This is a genomic window from Rhizobium sp. 42MFCr.1 (genome assembly GCF_000377185.1).
GTDB classification, from domain to species: domain Bacteria; phylum Pseudomonadota; class Alphaproteobacteria; order Rhizobiales; family Rhizobiaceae; genus Rhizobium; species Rhizobium altiplani.
This window is the reverse complement of sequence record NZ_KB897854.1, coordinates 18,150-33,506: the sequence shown is the minus strand read 5'-3', so window position 1 is coordinate 33,506 and position 15,357 is coordinate 18,150. Positions and strand designations below refer to the sequence as shown.

Here is a 15,357-nt window from a genome sequence, read left to right as displayed (position 1 = left end):
GCATGGAAGAGTGCGATGAACCTTTTTACCGATTTCGACGCCCGGATTAAAACCGCCCTTGAACAGATCGATCTGGTCAAGGAGAAGCGATCCGAGGTGGATTTCGGCCGCATCGCGATCGAACCGCCACGCGACCCGAGCCACGGCGATGTTGCAACCAACGCCGCGATGGTGCTCGCAAAGCCGCTCGGCACCAATCCGCGCGCCTTGGCTGAGATCATCACGGAGAAGTTGAAGGAAGACGCCGACGTCGCTGACGTCTCGGTAGCTGGACCCGGCTTCATCAACATCAGGCTCTCCGTCGGTTACTGGCAGCGCCTGCTTGCCTCGATGATTGAGGCCGGTATAGACTACGGCCGCTCGACGATTGGCGCTGGCAAGCGTGTCAACGTCGAGTATGTGTCGGCAAACCCGACTGGTCCTATGCATGTCGGCCATTGCCGCGGCGCCGTTGTCGGCGACGCCCTAGCCAACCTGCTTTCTTTTGCCGGCTTTGATGTCGTCAAGGAGTACTACATCAACGATGCCGGCTCGCAGATCGACGTGCTGGCGCGCTCCGTGTTCCTGCGTTACCGCGAAGCGCTCGGAGAGAAGATCGGAGAGATTCCGCCCGGCCTTTATCCTGGCGACTATCTCATCCCGGTCGGTCAGTCGCTCGCGAATGATTACGGGGTCAAGCTGCACAACATGCCGGAAGAGCAGTGGATGCCACTCGTCAAGGATCGCACCATTGATGCGATGATGGCGATGATCCGCGATGATCTGGATGCTCTGAACGTGCATCACGACGTCTTCTTCTCGGAGCGCACGCTGCATGCCAATGGCGCCGCCGCGATCCGCACGGCGATCAACGACCTGACATTCAAGGGACACGTCTACAAGGGCACATTGCCGCCGCCGAAGGGCCAGTTGCCCGAGGATTGGGAAGATCGCGAGCAGACGCTGTTTCGCTCGACGGAAGTCGGCGACGACATGGATCGCCCGCTGATCAAGTCGGACGGTTCCTACACCTATTTTGCTGCCGACGTTGCTTACTTCAAGAACAAATTCGACCGCGATTTCAACGAGATGATCTATGTTCTCGGTGCTGATCACGGCGGCTACGTCAAGCGCCTGGAAGCGGTCGCTCGCGGCGTTTCCGAAGGTAAGGCAAAGCTGACTGTCCTTCTTTGCCAGCTCGTGAAGCTGTTCCGGAATGGCGAGCCGGTCAAGATGTCGAAGCGCTCGGGCGAATTCGTCACGCTCCGCGACGTCGTCGAGGAGGTCGGTCGCGATTCAGTTCGTTTCATGATGCTCTACCGGAAGAGTTCGGAACCGCTGGACTTCGATTTCGCCAAAGTAACGGAGCAATCGAAGGATAATCCGGTGTTCTACGTGCAGTATGCACATGCGCGCTGCATGTCTGTTTTCCGGCAGGCGAAGGAGGTATTTCCTGACCTCGACGTGACTCCGGCCAACCTTGCTAATGCTGTTGCGGGCATCTCGGATCCCGCGGAATTGCAGCTGGTTGCGAAGGCCGCGGAGTTTCCACGCTTGGTCGAGTCTGCGGCGCAGTCACAGGAACCTCACCGCGTCGTATTTTACCTCTATGATCTGGCGAGTTCTTTCCATGCGCACTGGAATAAAGGTAAGGATCAAGTAGACTTACGATTTATTAACGATAAGAACCGAGAATCGAGTATAGCCAGATTAGGGCTGGTGTACGCCGTTGCGTCGGTTTTGAAGTCGGGACTTGCCATTGCGGGTACCGCTGCGCCGGATGAGATGCGGTAGCGTCACCATTTACCCACAATGCTCTGGCATAAACCTTAGCAGTTGCGAGTGGGATGAGTATGGCAGACAAACAGCGGGCGTATGACACGCGTAAGAATACGGACCTCTTTGCTGACGATGATCCTTTGGCGGAACTTGCCCGCATCGTCGGCTTCGAGCCGCGGGTAGCAGCAAATACCGTCGAAGATGCCCCCCGACAGGAGCCGGCCTTCAATCTCGAGGATGAATTGTTGCGCGAATTCGAGCGCTACGATGCGCCTCAGTCTGAGGCTTCCTTCGATCTGCCTGAACCCCCTTTCGAGCAACCGGCTGCCTTTGAGGCTCTTGTCGAAGCCGATCTTTCGCCGGTCAACCAGGCCGAGCCCGAATTTGCTGTCGAGCCTGAAGTCGCGAGCGAGCCGGTGGCCCATCGGTCTTTGGACGCGGCTTCCAACCTGACCCCTGCCGCTTGGGCGTCGAATGCCGTCCGTGAGGGCGAGCAGATTTCTGGTGGCGCACGGGATCTGATCGAAGAACTCGAGATGTCGATCGGCGCGTCGCCGGCCTCCGCTGCTCCGGTGGCCCCCGCCAAGGCGCCGCAGTGGTCTGCGGCCAGCATTCGGTTGCCGATCGCCAACTTCCATCCGGCACGTCGCGATGAGCCTTCACCCGCGCCGATTATTCCTGTTGTAGCGCCGGAGCCAGTCGCCGCTGCGTCGGAGAGCGCTGCTGTTTTCGAAGTGCCCGTTGCCGCAGGCTTTCCTGCTGAAATCGATCGGCACGAAGAAGCCGAGGCGGTTTACGATGCGCCTGAGGTGCCTCAAGGGGCGCCGTTCGATGAACCTGTCATCGATCACAGCGCCTTCGATCTGGCTGCTGCAGCGAAGGATGACGGTGCCCTTCAGGCCGATGCCGCGCTGACCGAAGCCGCGCCGACGGAGAGCGACGATATTGCCTTCGATATCGACGAACTCCTCGCCGACGTATCGCATTACCCTGTTCCTGAGCGTCAGAACACGCCTGCGGCCGATGTCGCAGAGATTCCGCACTCGCCGGAGCCCGCCCGCGTAGTGGCGCCGTTGCCGAAGCCGGTCGAGCCGCCTCTGGCCGCTCCCACGGCCAAGGCCGAACCGGAAGGTGACGATCCTTTCGCTGGGCATGACTTTGAACTCGATCTTGAAGGTATCGAGCTGGAGCTTGCCGACTTTGACTTTGCTGAGCCCGTGAAGGTGCAACCGCAAGCGGTCGAGCCGGCGCGAGTTCAGGCACAGCATGTCGAGGTGGTCAGACCTCAGCCGGTTGCCCCGGTGCCCGCTTTCCAGCCGGCGCCCGCTCCGGTCGTTGCTGCCGCCCCGATCCACCAGGCCCCGGCCGAGGCAGCGTTCGTCGCGAAGGCGCCTGTTACACCCGCATTCACGGCCGATGCCGGAGACGATCTCCCGTTCGATCCGTCGATGATCTCGGATGCGGAATATCATCCGGAAGCCGTCGAAGAGATGCACGTGCCCGTGCTGCCTCCTATTGAGCAGCCGGAGCCAGTCGTAGCGACCTCCGATTTCGATTTCGACGTCGACGCCGAGATCGCCAACCTTCTTGCACCCGCAAATCCGGTGGAAATGCCCGCGAAACCGGTCGTCGAGGAATGGCGGACCCGTGCGCCCGTATCCGTCGCGCCGACTGCAACACCGGCAGCGTCCGTCGCCAAGCAGGCACCATTGCAGGGCTTGGACGAGTTCGAGCGCGCTTTGGAAGAAGACTTCCGCCGGAGCGTCAACGAGCCGGTACAGCGCCGCGAGAACGTTTCTCAGGTACAGATCCAGTCGGCGAGTGAAGCCGAGGACATGAGCCGCGCACGCTCGATGAAGCGTATGCTGGCTGCCGCTGCGGCAATCGTCGTGTTCGGCGGTGTCGCCTATGCAGGTTACACGTTCCTGGCCCGCGATGGAGGCCTCGGCATCGCCTCCGGCGAGCCGCGCGTGATCACGGCGGACAACGAGCCGGTTAAGGTCGTACCGGAAAACCCCGGTGGCAAGACCGTGCCGAACCAGGACAAGGCTGTTTACGACAGCGTTGGTGGGGCCGCTGCTGAGGCGCCTAAGCAGAAGGCGCTTGTATCCAGTGACGAGCAGCCGGTGGACGTCGTGCAGCGCACGCTGACACCGGAAACGCTGCCTGAGGACAACGACAGCGATATCGCGACGCCGCCCATGGCGACACCTGTCGGAGACACCGAGGATCCGCGCCTGCTGCCGAGCGAGGATACGGCCGCTGCCGACGAGGCAGACAGTGCCAATCAGGCTCCATCGGTTTCCGCCCGCAAGGTCCGCACCATGATCGTCCGACCGGACGGCACTCTGGTTGCCCGCGACGAGCCGGCTCCTGAAGCGGCCCCGACGCTGCCGAAGGCAACGCCGGTTCAGACGCAGAAGATCACGGCTGGCTCAAAGCCGGCTGGCGGCACAGCTGCTAATTTCCCGGCGTCGGGACAGGTTGCTGCCGCTGACATCCGTTCGACTCCGGTTGAAGCAACCAAGCCGACGGCGGCTCAGGCTCCCTCTGAAAACGCGCTGGCCAAGGCGGCTGCCGCCACTCCGGCGAATGTCGATCCGCCGGTTCGCGCCGTGAAGAGCTCGACGGTGAGCGACACTGCACCGGCTCCCGCAGCGCGCCCCGTGATCGATGCGGCGAAGGCACCGGTTGAAGCGCCGGCAGCCCAGAAGCCGAAGGACGTTGCCGCTGTTTCGCCGGCTGCGACCCAGGCTCAGCCGACTGCATCGGCTAGCGGTTATGGCGTCCAGATCGCATCGCTTCCCTCCGAGGAAGAGGCGAAGAAGACCTTCGCTAGCCTTTCGAAGAAGTTCGCGAGCGTGCTTGCCGGTCGCAGCTACGAGATCCGCAAGGCCGATATTGCGGGCAAGGGCACGTTCTACCGCCTTCGTATCCCGGCAGGCTCCAAGGACGAAGCCGCGGCCATTTGCGAAAAGTACCGTGCTGCAGGCGGCAGCTGCCTTATCTCGAAGTAAGTTTCTGCAAACATTCAATGAAAGCGGCGGGCCTCTGGTCCGCCGCTTTTTTTGTGAATGCCGATTGACGCGGCTCGTAATTCCGCAAGGCACCTCTATGATTCGGGTATGACCGAATCAAAAGCAATGATCCTTGGCTGTAGCGGCCTATCCCTCACTCCCGATGAAAAGGCGTTTTTCAACACCGAGCACCCCTGGGGCTTCATTCTGTTCGGGCGCAATATTTCCGAGCCGCAACAGATCAGTGACCTCGTCGCGGAAATGCGAGACGCTGTCGGTTGGTACGCGCCGGTCCTGATCGACCAGGAGGGTGGACGCGTCCAGCGTATCCGGCCGCCAATCTTCCAGCATTATCCGTCGGGGCAACAGCTTGGTGATATCTATCGGCAGGACAGAGAAAAGGGCCTGCGAGCCGCATGGCTGATGTCGCGGCTGCACGCCTTCGATCTTTCGGGCCTCGGGATCAACGTTGATTGCCTGCCGGTTCTGGACGTGCCGGTGGAAGGCAGCAGCAACGTGATCGGCAATCGCGCCTATGGCGGTGATCCAGCAACTGTGACGGCCATGGGGCGTGCCGCTGCCGACGGTTTGAAGGCGGGTGGCCTTCTACCTGTGATGAAGCACATGCCTGGCCACGGGCGCGGCTTTGCGGATTCACATCACGAACTGCCGGTTGTCACCGTCTCGCGCACGGAACTCGAGGCGCACGATTTCCCGCCGTTCATTGCCATGAAGAACGAATTGATGGCGATGACGTGTCATGTTGTCTTTGCGGCCATCGACTCGGAGCGTCCGGCAACGACCTCACGCAAGGTCATTGACGGCGTCATCCGCGACCATATCGGCTTCAAAGGACTGTTGCTTTCCGATGATACGTCGATGAACGCGCTTGCTGGTACGATCGGTGAGCGCGCCGCCAACATCATCGGCGGTGGATGTGATATCGTGCTGCATTGCAATGGCCACATGGACGAAATGCAGCAGGTGGTCGCAAACGTACCGGTCTTGCAAGGCCAGTCGCATTTGCGGGCAGAAGCGGTGCTGAATGGCTTCCCGACAGCTGACAAGGCCGACGAGGCCTCGCTTCGGGCCGAATTCGATGCGATGTTTGCAACGGTCTGATTGCGAAAGGAACAGGGCAGGGTGACGACGGCCAAGGACACGGAACGGCCACAGACGGCGGCTACGCCGATGGACAAGCTGTGGCAGGAGAGCGGTGCTGAGCGCGCGACCTCCGATCCGGCCCTGCTGATCGACGTTGCCGGCTTCGAAGGTCCCCTCGACCTCTTGCTCTATCTCGCCCGCAATCAGAAGGTCGATCTGTCCCGCATCTCTGTTCTTGCGCTGGCGGAGCAATATTTGCAGTTCATCGAAAGCGCGCGGCGGATACGGATAGAGCTTGCTGCCGACTATCTCGTGATGGCCGCTTGGCTTGCCTACCTGAAATCGCGTCTGCTGATCCCGCAGCAGGCCAAGGACGACGGGCCCTCCGGCGAGGAGATGGCGGCGACGCTCGCCTTCCGCCTGAAACGCCTCGAAGCGATGCGCGAGGCCGCGAGCGGTCTTGTCAATCGCAACCGCCTCGGACGGGATATCTTCGCTCGCGGCGTCCCAGAGCACATCCCGGACAGGCATCAGTCCGCATATGATGCAAGCCTCTATGATCTGCTGACGGCCTACGCGTCGCTCAGGCAGCGTCAGGCCGTGACGCAGGTCACCATCGCGCGCCGCAACGTCTGGTCGCTGACGGACGCCCGCGAGCTTCTGACCCGCATTATCGGCGAGGTCAGCGAGTGGACTGCACTCGAATCCTATCTGTTGCGTTACATGTCGTCTCCGGAAGACAGGGTCACGGCGATTGCCAGTGCGTTTGCGGCTTCGCTGGAGCTGGTCCGCGAAGGCAAACTCGAAATCCGGCAGGATGGAGCCTTCCAGCCCCTCTACATGCGGCGAGGCCCCAAGCATGCGACGCTGCAGGTCGTCGAACAGGAGCGACCGGCGTGACCGATCTGGAAGAAGAACACATCGATAGCGTAATGGTGGAAAATTCAGACGACGAGGTTCGTGCGGAGACCGAGGCAGAGCGCATCGCCGAGGCACTGGTCTTTGCGTCCGCCCAGCCCGTTTCCGAAAGCTTCATCGCAGACCGCTTGCCTCGCACGTTCAACGTCCGCGCCATCATGTTGCGCCTGAAGGAGCAATATGCCCATCGCGGCGTCAACCTCGTCCAGGTAGACGATGCGTGGGCGTTTCGAACGGCCGCTGATCTCTCTTTCGTCATCCGGCGCGACGAGAACGAAACGAAGAAGCTCTCGCGCGCGGCCCTGGAAGTATTGGCGATCATTGCCTATCATCAACCGGTGACACGCGCCGAAATCGAGGACATCAGGGGCGTGCAGACCTCTCGCGGCACGATCGACGTGCTGATGGAGGCGGGTTGGGTTCGGTTTCGCGGCCGCAGGCGCACGCCGGGCCGGCCTGTCACGCTCGGCACCACCCGCGATTTCCTCGATCACTTCGGCCTGGAAGAACTCCGCGACCTGCCGGGGCTTGAAGAGTTGAAGGGGGCAGGGCTGCTCTCCGGTCGCATACCGGCCAATTTCAATGTACCATCGCCTATGATGAGCGACGAGTTGACCGAGGACGAAGATCCAATAACGCAACTCGATCTTGAGGAACTCGGCCTGCTTGCACCGGGCGGCGGGTCCGAAGACTAATCGGATTTGTCTTGGTTCCGCCACGCATCGCGAAAACAATGCCGATCATAGTTTTTCGGATGTGTATTCTCTTGTCACAGAGGGCGATCCCGTGACATTAAGCGACAATCCAAGGGGAACTTTGATGTTGGAATTGGTGTAGGAAGCTCTTACATCTGGAAACATCGCAACAGGGAGTTAGCGTAATGGGTTCTTTTAGCATGTGGCACTGGCTGATCGTTCTGGTCATCGTGCTTTTGTTGTTCGGTCGCGGCAAAATTCCGGAGCTGATGGGTGATGTCGCCAAGGGTATCAAGAGCTTCAAGAAGGGCATGAACGACGAAGACGCGCCTGAGTCCACGACTGCCAAGACCGTCGATCACAAGGCCGACGAAACGAAGTAATCCACTTCCGGGCAACGTAGCCCCCACGTTTCCCGTTCAGGAGCCTTGAATGTTCGATATTGGCTGGACCGAGCTGCTTGTCATCGCGGTCGTATTGATCGTGGTGGTTGGTCCTAAGGACTTGCCGCCGATGCTTCGTGCGTTCGGCAAGATGACGCAGCGCGCTCGTAAGGTCGCCGGTGAGTTTCGTGCCCAGTTCGACGAGGCCCTGCGTGAAGCGGATCTGGACGAAGTTCGCCAGACGCTGACCGATGCGCAGAAGCTGAACCCCGTCAACACCTTGCGCGAAGCAATGAACCCGCTTCGCCAGATGGGCAACGAAATCAAGGCTGACCTGCAGAAGGCGACGACGGTCGATAACAAGACCGAAGTTCCGCCAGCTGCCGTATCGGTTCCTGAGCCGTCGATGAGCCTGCCAGAGACGCCGCCGGTCGTAGCACCGGCGCCTGTTGCAGCAGGCGTTGAAAATGCGGCAGCCCAGGAAAAGCCGAAGGCGGCCCGTAAACCGCGCGCCAAGGCGGAGCCTGCGCCTGCCGCAGTTGCTGCTCCGGTCGGAAAGCCCAAGCGGACTTCGACGAAGACAGCGGCCGCCAAGAAGCCTGCGGCAGTTGCCGCCACAGCCGCTCCGAAGAAGACGGCAGCAAAGAAGAAGAAGGACGACGCATGAGCGGTGAAATCGAAGACAAGCCGCAGCCGCTGATCGAACACCTGATGGAGTTGCGTACGCGGCTGATCTGGTCGATCGGTGCGTTTTTCGTCGCGTTCATCGCCTGCTTCATATTCGCCAAGCATCTCTTCAATGTGCTCGTCTATCCATACAAGTGGGCGGTGACCTGGGCGCATCTAGACGTGTCCAAGGCGCAGCTCATATACACCGCGCCGCAGGAGTTCTTCTTCACGCAGGTAAAGGTCGCCATGTTCGGCGGCCTGGTCATCGCCTTTCCGATTATCGCCGCGCAGATCTACAAGTTCGTCGCCCCTGGCCTCTACAAGAACGAGCGAGCGGCCTTCCTGCCGTTTCTGATTGCGTCGCCGGTCCTGTTTCTGATGGGTGCTTCGCTCGTCTATTTCTTCTTCACGCCGATGGTCATGTGGTTCTTCCTGACCATGCAGCAGGCGCCGGGTGAGGGCGATGTCGCGATCTCGCTGCTTCCGAAGGTCTCTGAGTACCTCAGCCTGATCATGACGCTGGTGTTTTCGTTCGGCCTGGTCTTCCAGCTTCCTGTCATCACCACGCTGCTCGCCCGAGTTGGGCTGCTGACTTCCGATTGGCTGGCCGAGAAGCGCAAGTTCGCGATCGTGCTCGCTTTTATCGTGGCAGCGGTGCTGACGCCGCCCGATCCGATGTCCCAGATCGGCCTTGCACTGCCGACCATCCTTCTCTACGAGATTTCCATCTACGCGGCGCGACTCGTGGAGCGCCAGCGTGCCCGCGAGGCGGTCGAAGAGGCTGAAGGAAACACGGACGTTGCCAAGACGGACAACGTCTGACGATCTCCCTCAATGAGCGCTTCCAAGCATCCGGTCGAGGCCTAGCCGGGCTTTGGCCGGGTTATCTTTTTTACAACGACCTGGAACGACGATGCTCGATATAAAATGGATCCGTGAGAATCCCGAAGCCCTCGATGCGGCACTTGCCAAGCGTGGTGCCGAGCCTTTGTCCGAAAACCTGATCGCGATCGACGAAAAGCGCCGTTCGGCCATCCAGAGCGTCCAGGACATGCTGTCCCGCCGCAATGCCGCCTCCAAGGAGATCGGCGCTGCGATGGCCCAGAAAAACAATGGGCTTGCTGAAAAGCTGAAGGCCGAAGTAGCCGACTTGAAGTCGCTGCTTCCGGCCGCGGAAGAGGGCGAGCGGCAGGCGACGGACGAACTGAACGATGCGCTGTCGCGCATTCCGAACATCCCGCACGATGACGTGCCGGTTGGCAAGGACGAGCACGACAATTCCGTTGCCCGAGTCGTCGGCGAAAAGCCCCGCTGGAATCATACGCCGAAGGAACACTTCGAAATCGGCGAAGCGCTCGGCTACATGGACTTCGAACGGGCTGCGAAGCTCTCGGGATCGCGCTTTACCGTGCTGACCGGCCCGCTGGCGCGGCTGGAGCGTGCGCTCGGTCAGTTCATGATCGACCTGCATACGCGCGAGCACGGCTACACCGAAGTCAGCTCGCCGCTGATGGTTCGTGACGATGCCATGTTCGGCACCGGCCAGCTGCCAAAGTTTGCGGAGGACCTGTTCAAGACCACGGATGGCCGCTGGTTGATCCCAACCGCCGAGGTGACGCTCACCAATCTCGTCTCGGGCGAAATCCTCGACCAGGAGAAACTGCCGCTTCGCTTCACCGCGCTGACCCCGTCCTTCCGATCGGAGGCAGGCTCTGCCGGACGCGACACGCGTGGTATGCTGCGCCAGCATCAGTTCTGGAAGTGCGAGCTCGTCTCGATCACCGATGCCGAGAGTTCGCTTGCCGAGCACGAGCGTATGACGGCTTGCGCCGAAGAGGTGCTGAAGCGCCTCGGCTTGCATTTCCGCACGATGACGCTCTGCACCGGCGACATGGGCTTCGGTTCGCGCAAGACCTACGACCTCGAGGTTTGGCTGCCCGGCCAGAACACCTATCGTGAAATCTCGTCCTGCTCGGTCTGCGGCGATTTCCAGGCGCGTCGCATGAATGCGCGCTATCGCGGCAAGGAAGACAAGGCGACGAAGTTCGTTCACACGCTGAACGGTTCCGGCACGGCGGTCGGCCGCTGCCTGATTGCGGTTCTGGAGAACTACCTGAACGAGGATGGTTCCGTGACCGTTCCCGATGCTCTGCTGCCATACATGGGCGGTTTGACGAAGATCGAACGGGCGGCCTGAGCCGATGCGCATTCTGCTCACCAACGACGACGGCATTCACGCGGAGGGCCTCGCGGCGCTGGAGCGGATTGCGCGGACGCTGTCCGATGATGTCTGGATTGTCGCGCCGGAGACGGACCAGAGCGGCCTTGCGCATTCGCTGAGTCTTTCCGAGCCGTTGCGGCTTCGGAAGATTTCCGACAAGCATTTCGCGCTGCGCGGAACTCCGACCGATTGCGTCATCATGGGCGTCAAGCAGGTTATGGACGTCAAGCCCGACCTGGTGCTGTCGGGCGTCAATTCAGGCTCTAACGTCGCCGATGATGTGACCTATTCGGGCACCGTCGCCGGGGCGATCGAGGGCACGCTGCAGGGTGTCCGCTCCTTTGCGTTGAGCCAAGCCTATCTGCACCAAGACGGGGCAAGGGTGGTCCCCTGGGAGGTCTGCGAGGCGCATGCGCCGGCACTTCTCGACAAGCTCATATCGCTCGACCTGCCTGACGGCACCTTCCTGAACCTGAACTTTCCGAATTGCCGGCCGGAAGAGGTCGAGGGCGTGGAAGTGACGGCGCAAGGGCGGCTTGCCTTCAACCTGCAGGTCGATGCCCGTTCCGACGGGCGCGGCCTGCCCTATTACTGGCTCCGGTTTGGAGAACGCGCCGGTGCCTTCGTCGCAGGCACGGATATTCACGCCCTGAGAAGCCGCAAGATTTCGGTAACGCCTTTGAAACTGGATCTGACTGATTATTCCGTACAGGACCGAGTCGCGCGGGCGCTTTCGGGTACGGAGTAGACTATTTTGACGGCACGGCTGGTGGAGAAGGAAGGTTTTGCGGCGCTCGTCTTGAGGCTGCGAGCCGAAGGCGTGTCCGATCTGGACCTGCTGACTGCAGTCGAGCAGACGCCGCGGTCGCTGTTCGTGCCGGCACAATTTGCCGAGCAGGCCTATTCGAGCCGCACGATCCCGATCGAATGCGGCTCCTTCATCGAAGGCGTCGATCTCGCGGTCAGGATCCTTCATCACCTGAAAATCAAACCCGGGCAACGCGTGCTCGAGGTCGGCACCGGCAGCGGCTTCATGACCGCCGTCATGGCTCGCATGGCCGAGCGCGTGCTGACGATCGACCGCTACAAGACACTGACGACGAATGCGCAGCGCCGTATAGACTCGCTCGGACTGCGAAACGTCATCATCCGCCAGGCTGACGGCAGCGCCGGTCTGCAGGGAGAGGGGACCTTCGACCGTATCGTCGTAACCGCTGCGTTCAATTCGATGCCACGGTTCTACACCGACCAACTCGTTTCCGGCGGTTCGATGATCGCTCCATTGATGATTTCCGACAAGGAGTGTCGCCTCGTGCGGCTCACGAAAACGGGCAGCCGCTTCGAGCGCGAGGAGCTGTTCGACACACCCTATCTTCCGATCGTCCCTCGTCTCGCATCTCAACTCTAGGGCGATTGGCTCGCAAGCGTTGCTATGGTTAGCAATCCCTCAAAAAAATCTCGCGGATTCCGGCACCTTAACCGCGTGGTAATACTAACGCGCTTTAATAAACCCACAAATGGTTGCGTTAATCAGTGGGTCGAGTCATGCGTTTCAGTCTTTCGCCAAGAGTGGGCAAGTCTGCCGGTAATGTCCTGATAGCGGCTTTGCTGGCGAGTGCGGCAACGGGTTGCAGTTCCGATGTGACACGTTTCGGTGGTCTCTTCTCGTCATCCGGTCAGGATCAGATGACGACCAACTCAATCCCTCGCAGAGGTATGCAGGCCGATCCGGTGCCGCAGGCGGATTTGGCACAGGGCGGCTACGCGCCAAGTAGCCAGGCAATGAGCCAGCCTTATTCCGCGCAGCCCGCTTATGGCGCCTCCAGCGCCCGCATGGCCTCGGCACCTGTTTCCGTCCAGCGCTCCGAACTTGCGGCTCCCTCCGCCGTTGCACCGGCAGCGCCATCCCGTGAAAGGCAAGTCGCACTCGCCCAGCCATTCCCTGCCGCCACTGCTCCGAAGAAGTCGGCGCCCATTCTCGTTCCACCGAAGACAGACTCGATCGTCACCGGCACGAACCCCAAGGTTTCCGGCTGGTCGGCAACCAATGCGCCGTCCGTCACACTTCGCCCGGGTGAAAGCATCGCGACACTCGCCAACCGCTACGGTGTGCCGGAGAAGGAGATCCTTCGGGTCAACGGCTTCAAGACTGCCGCTGCCGCCAAGCCGGGCCAGATCATCCTGATCCCGACCTTCAACGGAGGCAATGCAGCAAAGGCAGCCGCCCAAAGCGCCGACCTCTCCAAGGGTGGGCATCTGCCGCAACCGAACAAGCAGCAGGAACAGAACGTTGCGGTCGTTCCGGGTGCGAACTCCGCCCGTGACAAGTCAGTCGCAAATGCCGATCCGTCCAACAAACTTGCGGCCGGTGCAGGCAAGGGGCCAAAGGGCGCCGGCGGCACATACGTCGTCAAGCCGGGTGACTCGCTCGCCAAGATCGCCAAGGCGACGGGCACCAGCATAGACGATCTGAAGGCCGCCAATAACCTGTCGGCCGGTTCTATCCGCATCGGTCAGGAGCTTAATCTTCCGGGTGGTTCTCAGGATGGCATGAAGACGGCTTCCATTCCGGCAAAGGCAGAGCCGAAGCCAGTCGCCGAGCCCGCCTCCGCAACGTCGACTGCTGCCGCGCAGCCGGCAACCTACAAGGCTCCTGTCGCCACCGAGACGGTGGATGAGGCTGCCAAGAAGGAAGTGGCGTCCGCCGCACCCGAGGCTACCGGCATCGGCAAGTATCGCTGGCCGGTTCGTGGAGCTGTCATTGCCGCCTACGGCGCCAACGTCAACGGCAGCCGCAACGACGGCATCGACATTTCCGTGCCCCAAGGTACGCCGATCAAGGCGGCCGAAAACGGCGTGGTCATCTATGCTGGCAACGGCCTGAAGGAGCTCGGCAATACGGTCCTCGTCCGCCACGACGATGGTACGGTCACCGTCTACGGCAACGCCGATACCTTGAGTGTTGCCCGCGGCCAGAAGATCCAGCGCGGCCAGACGGTCGCCGTCTCCGGCATGAGCGGCAACGTCAAGCAGCCGCAGGTCCATTTCGAAGTTCGGAAGGACGCGACGCCGGTCAACCCGATTACCTTCCTCGAATAGGTATTGCGTCCGAGGATGCTCAAAAGCCCGGCCTCAAGCCGGGCTTTTGTCATTATGCACGGTCGAGTGCAATGCGCATCCGACCGGCGAGATCCTGAATGTACTGCCAGGCAACACGGCCCGAACGTGCGCCACGCGTCGTGGCCCATTCTAGCGCCTCCGCATGCATCTTCTCGCGATCGATTGGCAGCCTGAAGTGGTCGGCATAGCCGTCGATCATCGTTAGATAGTCGTCCTGGCTGCATTTGTGAAAACCCAGCCAAAGGCCGAACCGGTCGGACAGCGAAACCTTTTCCTCGACCGCCTCCGAAGGATTGATCGCCGTCGACTGCTCGTTCTCCATCATGTGGCGCGGAAGCAGGTGGCGCCGGTTCGAGGTCGCATAGAACAGGACGTTGTCCGGTCTACCTTCCACGCCGCCATCAAGGGCTGCCTTGAGCGATTTGTAGGCCGTGTCATCATGGTCGAACGAAAGGTCGTCGCAGAAGACGATGACACGGTGCGGCGTGTCCTTGAGAAGATCGAGCAGCGTCGGGAGGCTCGCAATATCCTCGCGATGCACTTCCACCAGCTTTATCGACACGCCGCTCTCGCGCCGCACATCCTCGTGAACAGCCTTGACCAGCGACGACTTGCCCATGCCGCGCGCACCCCAGAGGAGAACGTTGTTGGCCGGAAAGCCTTCGGCGAAGCGCACCGTATTCTCGTGCAGGATATCGCGCACGTGGTCGACACCGCGGATGAGCTTCAGCGCCACGCGGTTCGGCCGTGCAACCGGCTGAAGATGCTGACGGGCAGGGGACCAGACGAAGCAGTCGGCCGCGTTCCAGTCGTTCAATGCGGGCGGCGGCCCCGCCAACCGATCGATCGCATCTGTGAGCCGGCGCAGCTCCGTCAGAATGGCGTTGTTGACGTCTCCGGCCATGGGCCTTCCTCCTGAATTCTGCTTGCAACCAGTGTACTGTGTCTTTTGCCTGCGGCGTAGCATGGCCTTTTACGAGCGGAAAGGTTATGAGGCAGCGGAATCGGTACGGTTTCCAGCTGTTTCTGTTGCATTCGCAAAGACCGCAATTATAGTCCGGCCACCCGAGAAAAGGCGGAGTTCCGCCTCCGGAAAGTTTGAGGAGTTTAGCATGTTCATCACCCCGGCATTTGCCCAGGCTGCCACCGATACCGCGGCGTCGCCGTTCGGTTCCGGCTTCGAAATGATCATTCTTTTCGTGCCGTTGATGGTTGTATGGTATTTCTTGCTGATCCGTCCGCAGCGCGCCCAGGCCAAAAAGCGGGAAGAAACGCTGAAGGCGATCCGTCGTGGCGATCAGGTTGTGACCGGCGGTGGCCTCGTCGGCAAGGTCACCAAGGTTGTTGACGACAAAGAACTCGAAGTGGAGATTGCAGACGGCGTTCGCGTTCGCATCGTCCGCACCGGCATTTCGGAAGTTCGCGTCAAGGGTGAGCCAGTCAAGGCGGACGCTGCATAGTATTGCAAACCA

At 60.9% G+C, this 15,357-nt stretch carries 14 protein-coding genes; 13 read left to right on the top strand and 1 reads right to left on the bottom strand.

The features are described 5' to 3' along the window. Positions 1-15: 15 nt before the first annotated feature. The 12 genes from argS to C934_RS0125430 all read left to right on the top strand — a co-directional run bounded on the left by argS (position 16) and on the right by C934_RS0125430 (position 13,864). A complete protein-coding gene (argS, locus tag C934_RS0125485) occupies positions 16-1,773 on the top strand; it encodes an arginine--tRNA ligase (RefSeq protein ID WP_018859390.1) in 1,758 nt (585 codons plus the stop codon). Between the two features lie 59 nt (positions 1,774-1,832). Further along, a complete protein-coding gene (locus C934_RS0125480) occupies positions 1,833-4,775 on the top strand; it encodes an SPOR domain-containing protein (RefSeq protein WP_018859389.1) in 2,943 nt (980 codons plus the stop codon). A gap of 108 nt (positions 4,776-4,883) precedes the next feature. Beyond that, positions 4,884-5,897 carry a beta-N-acetylhexosaminidase gene (gene nagZ, locus C934_RS0125475; protein WP_026372077.1) on the top strand — a complete coding sequence of 338 codons (1,014 nt, stop codon included), beginning with the start codon at positions 4,884-4,886 and terminating at the stop codon, positions 5,895-5,897. Between the two features lie 21 nt (positions 5,898-5,918). Next, on the top strand, positions 5,919-6,779 hold the full coding sequence (locus C934_RS0125470) for a segregation and condensation protein A (protein WP_018859387.1): 861 nt from the start codon (positions 5,919-5,921) through the stop codon (positions 6,777-6,779). 32 nt (positions 6,780-6,811) lie between these two features. Further along, entirely contained in the window at positions 6,812-7,492 is a 681-nt protein-coding gene (gene scpB / locus C934_RS0125465; protein WP_051085621.1) for an SMC-Scp complex subunit ScpB, read from the top strand. 185 nt (positions 7,493-7,677) lie between these two features. Beyond that, positions 7,678-7,875, top strand: a complete 198-nt coding sequence (locus C934_RS0125460; protein ID WP_007532194.1) for a twin-arginine translocase TatA/TatE family subunit — start codon at positions 7,678-7,680, stop codon at positions 7,873-7,875. A gap of 49 nt (positions 7,876-7,924) precedes the next feature. Continuing rightward, a complete protein-coding gene (gene tatB, locus C934_RS0125455; RefSeq protein WP_018859385.1) occupies positions 7,925-8,542 on the top strand; it encodes a Sec-independent protein translocase protein TatB in 618 nt (205 codons plus the stop codon). After that, a complete protein-coding gene (gene tatC, locus C934_RS0125450; protein WP_018859384.1) occupies positions 8,539-9,366 on the top strand; it encodes a twin-arginine translocase subunit TatC in 828 nt (275 codons plus the stop codon). Before tatB ends, tatC begins: the two co-directional genes overlap by 4 nt. A 91-nt stretch (positions 9,367-9,457) precedes the next feature. Then, positions 9,458-10,741 carry a serine--tRNA ligase gene (gene serS, locus C934_RS0125445; protein WP_018859383.1) on the top strand — a complete coding sequence of 428 codons (1,284 nt, stop codon included), beginning with the start codon at positions 9,458-9,460 and terminating at the stop codon, positions 10,739-10,741. Positions 10,742-10,745: 4 nt separating this feature from the next. Continuing rightward, positions 10,746-11,513 (top strand): 5'/3'-nucleotidase SurE, encoded by a 768-nt coding sequence (gene surE / locus C934_RS0125440; RefSeq protein ID WP_018859382.1) that lies wholly within the window; start codon positions 10,746-10,748, stop codon positions 11,511-11,513. A 6-nt stretch (positions 11,514-11,519) separates the two neighbouring features. Continuing rightward, positions 11,520-12,173, top strand: a complete 654-nt coding sequence (locus C934_RS0125435; RefSeq protein ID WP_018859381.1) for a protein-L-isoaspartate(D-aspartate) O-methyltransferase — start codon at positions 11,520-11,522, stop codon at positions 12,171-12,173. Between the two features lie 137 nt (positions 12,174-12,310). Further along, on the top strand, positions 12,311-13,864 hold the full coding sequence (locus C934_RS0125430) for a peptidoglycan DD-metalloendopeptidase family protein (RefSeq protein WP_026372075.1): 1,554 nt from the start codon (positions 12,311-12,313) through the stop codon (positions 13,862-13,864). Positions 13,865-13,916: 52 nt separating this feature from the next. Here C934_RS0125430 and C934_RS0125425 read toward each other — a convergent pair whose 3' ends face one another. Further along, a complete protein-coding gene (locus tag C934_RS0125425) occupies positions 13,917-14,789 on the bottom strand; it encodes an ATP-binding protein (protein ID WP_018859379.1) in 873 nt (290 codons plus the stop codon). Positions 14,790-14,997: 208 nt separating this feature from the next. Between C934_RS0125425 and yajC the strand changes: the two genes are divergently transcribed. Beyond that, positions 14,998-15,345 (top strand): preprotein translocase subunit YajC, encoded by a 348-nt coding sequence (yajC, locus tag C934_RS0125420; protein WP_018859378.1) that lies wholly within the window; start codon positions 14,998-15,000, stop codon positions 15,343-15,345. The last annotated feature ends 12 nt before the right edge of the window (positions 15,346-15,357 follow it).